General features: G+C 66.7%; 6 protein-coding genes, 1 tRNA gene and 1 pseudogene. 6 read left to right on the forward strand and 2 right to left on the reverse strand.

What is annotated here, in order from left to right; genetic code table 11:
• Positions 1-169: 169 nt before the first annotated feature.
• Complete coding sequence (locus tag AC3A3W_RS00135; RefSeq protein WP_487439870.1) at positions 170-1996, reverse strand: phosphoenolpyruvate carboxykinase (GTP); 1827 nt, start codon at positions 1994-1996, stop codon at positions 170-172.
• 279 nt (positions 1997-2275) lie between these two features.
• Here AC3A3W_RS00135 and AC3A3W_RS00140 point away from each other — a divergent pair.
• Positions 2276-2349: transfer RNA gene (locus AC3A3W_RS00140), tRNA-Arg, on the forward strand.
• A 129-nt stretch (positions 2350-2478) separates the two neighbouring features.
• Here AC3A3W_RS00140 and AC3A3W_RS00145 read toward each other — a convergent pair.
• On the reverse strand, positions 2479-3198 hold the full coding sequence (locus AC3A3W_RS00145; RefSeq protein WP_487439871.1) for a FadR/GntR family transcriptional regulator: 720 nt from the start codon (positions 3196-3198) through the stop codon (positions 2479-2481).
• A 167-nt stretch (positions 3199-3365) separates the two neighbouring features.
• Here AC3A3W_RS00145 and AC3A3W_RS00150 point away from each other — a divergent pair, with 167 nt between their 5' ends.
• From AC3A3W_RS00150 to AC3A3W_RS00170, 5 genes and pseudogenes are all read left to right on the forward strand, one after another.
• Positions 3366-4826 carry a dihydrolipoyl dehydrogenase family protein gene (locus AC3A3W_RS00150; RefSeq protein ID WP_487439872.1) on the forward strand — a complete coding sequence of 487 codons (1461 nt, stop codon included), beginning with the start codon at positions 3366-3368 and terminating at the stop codon, positions 4824-4826.
• 200 nt (positions 4827-5026) lie between these two features.
• The gene (locus tag AC3A3W_RS00155) at positions 5027-5719 is read left to right on the forward strand and encodes an ABC transporter ATP-binding protein (protein WP_487439873.1); all 693 of its coding nucleotides are present in this window, start codon (positions 5027-5029) and stop codon (positions 5717-5719) included.
• Complete coding sequence (locus AC3A3W_RS00160) at positions 5716-7752, forward strand: YhgE/Pip family protein (protein ID WP_487439874.1); 2037 nt, start codon at positions 5716-5718, stop codon at positions 7750-7752. The genes AC3A3W_RS00155 and AC3A3W_RS00160 overlap by 4 nt, the downstream gene beginning before the upstream one ends.
• Positions 7749-8411 (forward strand): TetR/AcrR family transcriptional regulator, encoded by a 663-nt coding sequence (locus tag AC3A3W_RS00165; protein WP_487439875.1) that lies wholly within the window; start codon positions 7749-7751, stop codon positions 8409-8411. Before AC3A3W_RS00160 ends, AC3A3W_RS00165 begins: the two co-directional genes overlap by 4 nt.
• Positions 8412-8419: 8 nt before the next feature.
• Positions 8420-8819: pseudogene (locus AC3A3W_RS00170) on the forward strand (hypothetical protein); the annotation flags it as partial.

Below are 8819 nucleotides of genomic sequence, written 5' to 3' on the forward strand. Positions count from 1 at the left end.
CAGATCCACTACGAGGTCTTCGGCCCCGACATCTGGCTGGCCTCGTAAGCGAAGAAGCGCGAACGGACACTTAAGCCCCGGGGCTTAAGTGTCCGTTCGCGGATAGTACGACGGCGGCTCCGCACCTCTCGCATGAAAGGTGCGGATCCCCCGTCGTACTGGAAGTGGTCTAGGCCAGGCGGGCCTTCAGGCCCTCAAGTTCCTGCTGGAGCGCCTCCGGCAGCGAGCTGCCGAAGTTGGCGAACCATTCCTCAATGGATGCCAGCTCGGTCTTCCACTCCGCGGGGTCCACGTGCACGGCCTCCTCGACCTGCTCCGGGGTCATGTCCAGGCCGGTGAGGTCGATCGAGTCTCCGGTCGGCACGTAACCGATCGGGGTTTCAACGGCGTCGGCCTTGCCTTCGAGGCGCTCGATGGCCCATTTGAGGACGCGGGCGTTGTCACCGAAACCGGGCCAGGCGAAGCCGCCCTCGGCAGTGCGGCGGAACCAGTTCACCAGGAAAATCTTGGGCAAACGCTCCGGGTTGGCCTTGGCAGAGAGGTTCACCCAGTGGTTCAGGTAATCACCCGCGTCGTAGCCAATGAACGGGAGCATGGCCATCGGGTCGCGGCGCACAACGCCAACGGCGCCGGCGGCTGCGGCCGTGGTCTCCGAGGAGAGTGTGGCTCCCATGAAGATGCCGTTGGACCAGTCGCGGGACTGGGTGACCAGCGGGATGGTGGTCTTGCGCCGGCCGCCGAAGAGGATGGCGGAGAGCTCCACACCGTTGGGGCTGTGGTATTCCTCGGCGAGCATGTCGATCTGGTCGATCGGCGTGCAGAAGCGGGAGTTCGGGTGGGCAGCGGGCTTGTCCGAGTCCGAAGTCCAGGAGTTGCCCTGCCAGTCGGTGAGGTGCGCAGGCACTTCCTCGGTCATGCCCTCCCACCAGACGCCGCCGTCGTCGGTCAGCGCAACGTTGGTGAAGATGCTGTTGCCCTTGGCGATGGCACGCATGGCGTTGGGGTTGGTCCCCCAGCCGGTGCCCGGGGCGACGCCGAACAGGCCTGCCTCGGGGTTGACGGCGCGGAGCTCGCCCTCCTTGCCGAAGCGCATCCAGGTGATGTCGTCCCCGAGGGTCTCCACCTTCCATCCGTCGATGGTCGGGTCCAGCAGGGCCAGGTTGGTCTTGCCGCAGGCGGACGGGAAGGCAGCGGAGACGTAGTACGTCTTCTTCTCCGGCGACGTCAGCTTGAGGATCAGCATGTGCTCGGCCAGCCAGCCCTCGTCGTGTGCCATGACGGAGGCAATGCGCAGGGCGTAGCACTTCTTGCCCAGCAGGGCGTTTCCGCCGTAGCCCGAACCGAACGACCAGATGGAGCGCTCCTCGGGGAAGTGCACGATCCACTTGTCGGGGTTGCACGGCCATGGAACGTCAGCCTGGCCGGCCTCCAGCGGAGCACCGAGGGAGTGCAGTGCCGGAACGAAGAAGGCGTTGGTCTCGGTGATCCGGTTCAGCACGTCGGTGCCGATGCGGGCCATGATGCGCATCGAGGCCACAACGTAGGCGCTGTCCGTGATCTCTACGCCGAACTTGGGATCCTCGGCGTCAAGGTGTCCCATGACGAACGGGATGACGTACATGGTGCGGCCGCGCATGGAGCCGGCGAACAGGCCGCGCAGCTTCTCCTTCATCTCGGCCGGGGCCATCCAGTTGTTGGTGAAGCCGGCGTCGTGCTCCTTTTCGGAGCAGATGAAGGTCTGCTCTTCGACGCGGGCAACGTCGGCGGGGTCGGAAAAGGCCGCGAAGGAGTTGGGGAACAGGTCCTGGTTGAGCCGCTTCAGCGTGCCCGCGGCGACGAGTTCGTCGGTCAGGCGGGTGTTCTCTTCCTCAGAGCCGTCGACCCAATGAATCCGGTCCGGCTGGGTCAGCCCAGCGACCTCTTCAACCCATGCCAGCAGGCCGGCATGTGTGGTGGGTGCTTCCTCAAGCAGCGGCAGTCGCGCCAGATGGCCCATTTCGGTTCCCTTCTTCGGGTTCAGTGGTGTGTCCTAAATGCTATTTCCGATCATCTAGTCCATTTCCTCGTCAGACATCAGATGTCCGGGCCGCCGGGAGATAAAAACCGCGGAAAATCAAGGGTGCGGGATTGAGATTTTGCTAAATTCGTGACGAAGGTCACATAGACCGGTCTAGTAGCGCATATTACATGCCGCTCGATTTGGAACTACGGGCGTCCTCGCGTAAAGTTATTCGAGGTTCGGGGCGAGCGGAAAGTTCGCCAGGGACCGGAAGATGCGCCCATAGCTCAGCTGGATAGAGCGTCTGTCTACGGAACAGAAGGTCAGGGGTTCGAATCCCTTTGGGCGCACAGAACGAAGATCCGCACCGGTCATCCGGTGCGGATCTTCTGCTTTAAGCCTTGGCTGCCGCCTAGGTTATTGACGGGCCTGACACCCCGGTGATCGGGCGCTGGAGCCGCCGTGTGCGGTTCCGTGCCCTACTCCCCCACGGCATCCCTGATTCGCCGTCGGATGCCGTCGAAGTGGCTGGTCAGCTGTTCGGCAGCCTTGGCCTTGTCGCCGGCAGCGACGGCCCTGTAGATGTTGCGGTGCAGGGCGGCCAGGGCGACCAGGTCCTCGCCGCCGGGGCCGATCTCCGAGTGGATCTTGCGGTACACCTTCCAGAAGACGCCCAGCAGGTTGAGCAGCAGCTCATTGTTCAGGGGCGCGAAGAGCCTCGTATGGAAATCAGAGGCGGCTTCCACGAAGGCCTCCCCGGACGCTTCCTCCATCCGGACTACGGATGCTTCTATTGCGGCAAGCTCCTCCGCGGTCATGACGTCCATCGCGCTTCCGATAAGCCCGGCTTCCAGGGCCTGGCGCACGTCCACAAGCTGCAGCGCTTCGAGGCCGTGGTGCCGCAGCGACAGCCTGCCGCGGAAGATGAGCCCGTCTGCGAGCGCCTCGAAGTTGGTGGGCGCCACGAACATGCCGAAGCCGTGGCGGATCTCAATGACCCCGAGGGCCTGCAGCACCTTGAGCGATTCCCGGAGGGTGTTCCGCCCTACGCCCAGGGCAACGCACAGCTCGTTCTCGGTGGGCAGGGCATCTCCGGCTTCAAGGTCGCGCTCCAGGATGAGTTCCATGATGTCCGACTGAAGGGCACGGAGGCGGGCCTGGGCGCTGAACCGCGCGGGCGGCACCATGTTGGCGGGCATTGGAACTCCTTTGCGAGGCTGTTTCCCACCGTATCGGATGTCCCATGTCCTCCGGACGGGGCCTCCCACTGTTACGCCGGGGGACTGCACGCGTGCGGCGCGGCACCGGACCCGGCCGGCCACGCCCGTCGCGCCGTGCAGGCCGGAGGCGGGCGTAGGCTGTTGCCATGACGCCACATGCTGTTGAGCGGGAAGTCGATGTCATCGTGATCGGTGCCGGCGCCGCCGGGGAAAACGTTGCGGACCGGGTGGTGCAGGGCGGCCTCACCACAGTGCTGGTGGAGGCCGAATTGGTGGGCGGTGAATGCTCTTACTGGGCCTGCATGCCGTCCAAGGCCCTGCTCCGCCCCGGCACAGCCCTGCACGGCGCACAGACTGTCCCCGGAGCCAGCGAGGCAGTCACCCGCACCCTGGATGCCGCGGCCGTCCTCCAGCGCCGCGACTCCTTTACCTCCCACTGGCAGGACGACAGCCAGGTGGAATGGGTGGATGGCGCCGGCATCGAGCTCCTCCGCGGCACGGGCCGCATCACGGGACCGCGGACCGTCGACGTAGCCGGCCTCGACGGCAACCCCTACAAACTCACGGCGCGTCACGCCGTCGTACTCGCCAACGGATCGACGCCGACCAGGCCGCCCGTCGAGGGGCTCTCCGGGATCCGGTACTGGGGAACGCGCGAGGCAACGTCGGCAAAGGAGGTCCCGGAGCGCCTGGCTGTCCTGGGAGGAGGGGTGGCCGGCACGGAGCTTGCCCAGGCTTTTGCGCGGCTCGGATCAGCCGTCATGCTGATTGCCCGCCGGGGCCTGTTGGGCAACTTCCCGGAGGAGGCCGCCAAGCTGGTGGAGGCAGGACTCCGCGCCGACGGCGTGGAACTCCACCTCAACACGACAACCCGCAACGTCCGCCAGAACGACGACGGCTCGCTCGCCCTGACGTTCGGGGACGGCGACACCCGCTCCGTGGACCGCCTGCTCGTGGCTACCGGACGCCGTCCCGCGCTGGAGGGACTCGGCCTGGAAAGCGTGGGACTTGCCGCCCGCGACGGAAAGCCCCTGACGCTCAGCACAGACTCGACAGGACTCGTCAGCGCAGCCGCCGGAACGGACGACGGACCCTGGCTGTACGCCATTGGCGACGCGGCGGGCAAGGCCCTCCTCACGCATCAGGGCAAATATGAGGCCCGGGCCACGGGCGCCGCAATCGCCGCCCGGGCCAAGGGCGAACTGCAGGGCACGCCCGAGGCCTGGAGCCGCTATGCACAGACCGCCGATGAGCATGCCATTCCCAACGTGGTGTTCACCGACCCCGAGGTGGCGAATGTCGGCCGCTCGGTGGAGCAGGCGAGGAAGGACGGCTACAACGTGTCGTCCGTGGAGCTGCCCATCTCCGTCGCCGGCTCATCCCTTCATGCTGAGAATTACGAGGGCTGGGCGCAGCTCGTGATCGACGAGGACCGTCGTGTGCTGCTCGGGGCCACTTTCGCCGGTCCCGACGTCGCCGAGTTGCTGCACGCGGCGACCATCGCCGTCGTCGGCCAAGTCCCGCTCGACCGGCTCTGGCACGCAGTCCCCTCGTACCCCACGATCAGCGAAGTCTGGCTGCGGCTCCTGGAGAAGTACGGCCTCTGACACCCAGCGGACGCAGACCGCACGCCCAGACAGCGAAACCAGAGCGCGAACGGACAGTTGAGGCCCCAAATCCAGACGATTCTGGGGCCTCAAGTGTACGTTCGCGCATCAGGGATGGGTCAGCATGGGGGTGCACCTATTTGAACTGACTGGTCAGTTCAGTTAGCCTTGATGCAGACGATCCCTGCGAAAGGCTTTCCTTGCTCTCGGCACACCAGCTTCGCGTGAACGGGCGGCGGCATGCGCTGCTCCCGCCCACCTCACTGCAGGCCACCCGCGGCGAACTTCTACTGGTCACGGCCGACAGCCAGGACCAGCGCACCGCCTTGGCGCTCACCCTGAGCGGCCGGATGAAACCGGACGCCGGAACGCTGAGCTGGGACGGCAACCCCAGAACCAGGCACCTTCGCCACTCCAGCGCCGTGGTGGACTCCCCCGGCGTCAACGATCCCGAGCAGCACCTGAGCGTGCGCGATCTCGTCACGGAGGACCTGTCCCTCGTTCCGCGTCGCTACCGGGGAGCACTCCGCAGCATGCCCTGGCTGAAAATCAACAGCTTCGGAGACATCGCCGGTATGTGGACGGAACAGCTCCCGGCCCGCCGGCGCACCGAGCTCCTCACGGCACTTGCCCTCGCCAACCCCCGCACCGATCTCCTGGTCGTGGATTCGCCGGACCGGCACAGTACCGACGCCGCTGACTGGCTGCCCCGGCTGGAAGCCCTGGCGCACGACGGCGGCCGGCCGCTCGCCGTCGTCGCCGCCGTCAGCGCCCTTCCGGACAACTGGGCAGGACCCACGGCGGTGATCGGCGATGCCGTGCCGCAGGAGGCGTCCGGACCCGGAGACGTCTCCCCGCAAGAAGAACAACCCGAAACTGAGGACGCCAAGTGACTGTGCTCCGGCTGGCCGGCTCTGAACTCAAGCGGATGACCGGCGGTCTGCTGCCCAAGCTGACCATCCTGGCCCTGGCCCTGGTGCCGCTGCTCTACGGTGCCGTGTACCTCTACGCCAACTGGAATCCGTACGACAACCTTGACAGGATCGACGCCGCCCTCGTGATGGAGGACGCCGGCGCACCGGCGGCCGACGGGACGCAGCTGCGGGCGGGCCAGAAGGTGGCAGACAGCCTCATCGAGGACCGCGTGTTCAACTGGCAGCCCGTGGCGTCGGCGGCTGAGGCCGACCAGGGCGTCAGCGACGGAAAGTACGCCTTCGCGCTGAAGATCCCGAGCGACTTTTCGGCGAGCCTGGCGTCGCCGGGCACCTTCGACACGGCCACAAGGGCCATGCTCAACGTCACTACCAACGATGCCAACAACTACTTGCTCAGCACGATCGTGGACAAGCTGACCACGGCCGTGCATGACTCTGTCGCCAAGGACGTCGGCGAAGAAACCGCCAGCCAGCTCCTGACCGGCTACGGGACCATCCATACCCAGATGGTCAAGGCCGCAGACGGTGCGGCCAAACTGTCCGACGGCGTCACCCGCCTCCGCGACGGCAGCGCCGCCCTGCACCACGGCTCCTCCCAGCTCGTGGCCGGCGCCGCGGAGCTTTACACCGGCCAGGTCAAACTGCGCGACGGCGCCACCCAGCTCTCCGCCGGAGCCGGCCAGCTGGGCAGCGGACTGGCACAGCTCGCGGACAAGACCGCCGACCTGCCGGCCGACTCGCAGAAGCTCGCCGACGGCGCCGCCCAGGTGGCCGCCGGAAACGCCGCGCTGAACACCAAAGTCCAGGAAGTCGCCGCGCAGCTGGACGCCGCGGACAACGGACTCCGGGACCGGGTCCGCGAATCCAACGCCCGGCTGGTCGCCTCCGGTGTCCTGACCCAGGAGCAGGCTGCCAAGGTGCTGGCCGAATTTGACGCCGCCTCCGCGTCAGGTCCGGTGACCGGAGCCAGGACGAAAATCCACGCCGACGCCGCGCAGATCCAACAGCTCGCCGACGGCTCAGCCGCGGTCAGCGCCGGGGCGGCCAAGCTGGCCGCGGCCACGCCGGCCCTGACGGACGCCATCTCGGCGGCGTCGACCGGTGCCGACCGGCTCTCCGCGGGAGCAACCGCGCTCGCCGCCGGCGGCGAGGCGGTGGTGAGCGGCACAGCCTCGCTGGTGGACGGCGCCAAGAAGCTCGACGACGGCGCGGCGCAGCTGGAAACCGGTGCACATTCCGCAGCGGACGGATCCACAACTATGGCCGACGAGCTGGCACAGGGTGCCGGGAAGGTGCCCAATCCGGACGGACAACAGAAGGAGAATCTCTCCGGCGTAATTGCCGATCCGATATCGGTCAGCAACGTCTCGCAGGCGAAGGCGGACTCCTACGGCGCGGGCCTCGCTCCGTTCTTCCTGACCCTGGCCCTGTGGATTGGCGTCTTCATGTTGGTCCAGGCCATGCGTCCGGTGACCCAGCGGGCCTTGGCGTCGAACGCGCCCGCCTGGAAAATCGCGCTCGGCGGCTGGCTGCCGTTCCTGGCGGTATCCGCCGTCCAGGCGAGCCTGCTCGTCCTCGTGGTCAATGGGGTGCTCGGGCTGGACCCCGCCCACCCGGTGCTCATGTGGCTGTTCCTGCTGGTCGCGGCCATGGCGTTCAGCGCCATCATCCACGGCGTGGTCGCACTGCTCGGTTCACCCGGGAAGCTGGTGGTGCTTGTCCTCCTGGTCCTGCAGCTCGTCTCCTCCGGTGGAACGTTCCCCTGGCAGACCATTCCGCAGCCCTTGCACCTGGTGCACCAGGCCCTGCCCATGGGCTATGTGGTCAACGGCATGCGGCATTTGGTCTACGGCGCCGACCTGAGCATGATCCCGTCCACCGTTGCGGGCCTGTTTGGCTACACTTTGCTGGGGATGGCACTCTCGATGCTCGCCGTCCGCAAACACAAGTTCTGGACCCTGAAGACCCTGAAACCGGAGATCGCCGTATGAGCACGTCGGAAGCGGGCCAACCGGACGATCCGGCTCCTGCCGCGGCCAAAAAGCTGCGCCCGGCCCGGACCAATGCCACGAAGCAGAAGCTCTTTGAGGCCTCTATGGAGCTCATCGGCGAACGGGGCGCGGCGGGCGTCACGGTGGATGAGATCGCCGCCGCGGCCGGAGTGTCCAAGGGAACGGTCTACTACAACTTCGGCAGCAAATCGGATCTGATCGCCCAGCTCCTGCGGCATGGTGTGGACATCCTGGAAACACGGCTGCTCAGCGTCACGGGCGCATCGGCGGACCCGCTCGCCGGAATGGACGCCATGGTCGGGCAGGCGATGGACTTCATGGCAGAGTATCCGTCCTTTGCGAGGCTCTGGGTCAGCGAAAACTGGCGCACGCCCAGCGAATGGCAGGACACGTTCGCCGAACTGCGGACCCGCCTGCTCGCTGTGATCGGCGCGGCCATCGACGGCGTAGCGGCGAAGTACCCGGTGGACGCTTCCATCTCGCGCGGAAGCCTGGAAACGGCAATCTTCGGCGCCTGCTTCGTGGTGGGGCTGGACCGCCAGACCTACAACCCCGAGCGGACCCGTGACCAAAGTGTTGCAGCCATCATGGCAATCATGCGCGGCTACGTCCTGAAGCAGCCCGATCCTCAGGGATGATTGGTCCCATGGGCCACATGGGTAACAGCGGGAAGATAGCCGTCGGAGCGTTCTTCGCTTCCCTCGGAATGCTCGTGCTGACGGCCATCACCCTTGAGGCGGCTGCGCTTCTTGCGTTCCTCGGCCTCGTGGCCGTGGGCTATGTGGCGTCGGTGGCGGAAGCCTTTGCCCGGCGCCGCCACCTGGCCCTCCTCGTGGGCGCGGCGGGGACCAGCGCATTCATCGGGTGCGCCATCGCGTTCCTGCGGATGTGGGGCCTGGCGTTCAACCAGGATCCTGCTGCCCTCGGCGAGGCCGTGGCCACGACCGATTCGGACATCTACTTTTACCTGGCTGTCGCCTCGGGGGCGCTCACTCTTCTCGTGCTGTTCGCCGCGGCGGTCTGGCCGTCACGCCGCCATGTGCGAC

It is taken from the genome of Arthrobacter sp. Soil_N43, from assembly GCF_057655195.1.